The organism is Flectobacillus sp. (assembly GCF_049240685.1).
In the GTDB taxonomy this organism is placed as follows: domain Bacteria; phylum Bacteroidota; class Bacteroidia; order Cytophagales; family Spirosomataceae; genus Flectobacillus.
The window spans coordinates 1-1,281 of record NZ_JBMLSD010000293.1 but is presented as its reverse complement, the minus strand read 5'-3'; the positions used below and the strand labels follow the sequence as shown (position 1 = coordinate 1,281).

The 1,281-nt window shown below is 38.2% G+C and carries 1 protein-coding gene; it reads left to right on the top strand.

From position 1 onward, the window contains the following. The first annotated feature begins 96 nt into the window (after nt 1-96). A complete protein-coding gene (locus ACOVQ4_RS13295; RefSeq protein WP_421821120.1) occupies nt 97-1,014 on the top strand; it encodes a family 43 glycosylhydrolase in 918 nt (305 codons plus the stop codon). Nucleotides 1,015-1,281: the final 267 nt, after the last annotated feature.

The following is a 1,281-nucleotide window of genomic DNA, read 5'->3' as shown; positions in this document are numbered from 1 at the left end:
TGAATCATCTGAGTATATCTGAATTTAAAAAAGCTCTTGTTCTTGGTGTGTTTATTCACCAATTTTCAGAAACTATCAATTCTATTTTTAATCTTCATGAAAAAAATCCTATTTACTTTGTTGACTTGTTGTGGAATGAGTCCATTATTTGCGCAACAAAAAGCTCCATTACCTGCACTGCCTGGCGCTTTTGCTGATCCTCACGTAGCTGTTTTTAATGGCAAATATTATATCTATCCAACCACTGATGGTTTTGAAGGTTGGTCTTCCGATTATTTTACGGTATGGTCTTCAAAAGATATGAAGAAATGGAAAAAAGAAGGTACGATTCTCGACTTCAAAAAGGACCTTACTTGGGCAAAAGAGCGTGCTTGGGCACCTGCAATCGCTTTTAAAAACAATAAATACTACTTCTATTTTTCGGCCGATACCAACATTGGTGTGGCAGTAGCCGACAAGCCAACAGGCCCTTTTAAGGATGCTTTGGGTAAACCTTTGATTACCAAAGGACAATACCAAGCGCAGATTATTGACCCGATGGTCTTTGTGGACGACGATGGACAAGCCTATATTTATTTCGGACAGGGGAGATGTTATATTGCCAAGTTGAACCCAGATATGATTTCAATTAATGAAGCATCAATGGTTTCGTACAAGCCTGAAGGTTATAACGAAGGTTCTTTTTTGCTCAAAAGAAATGGCAAATATTACTTGATGTGGTCAGAATACGACACTCGTGACCCACGTTATTCGGTAGCGTATGGCGTTTCGGATTCGCCGATGGGTCCTTTTGTGAAAGCTCAAAATAATCCAATTCTCAAAGGCCACGATGAGGTAAAAGGCGCTGGTCATCACTCGGTAGTACAAGTACCAGGCAAAGACGAATGGTACATTGTTTATCACCGTTTTATTATTCCGAATGGGAATGGATACAACAGAGAGACTTGTATTTCTCCCATGCGATTTGATGCTGATGGAAATATCCTGCCTGTTGAGGTTTACGAGAAAAAGTAAAAATATAGACGAGTGCTGTAGACTTAGAGCTATCGCTCATGATGTGATTAGTTTAATTGTAGAGACGCAATATTTTGCGTCTTTAGCAAAGCCATATTTAGAAGAATAGTATCAAAAAAGCGGTCAGAAATTGTTTTTCGACCGCTTTTTTGATAAAAATGGGAGACTCATCCTACCTAAAAATGTATAGATTATGTGTTTTAGGCATTAGGCAACAGGCACTAGGCAAAGAGTTTTAACATGTTTTTTAGTAAATACAAATATGTT

What these genes read in the sequence shown, in the direction of transcription:
- ACOVQ4_RS13295 (WP_421821120.1), top strand. Translation starts at nt 97, where the DNA reads ATGAAAAAAATCCTATTTACTTTGTTGACTTGTTGTGGAATGAGTCCA.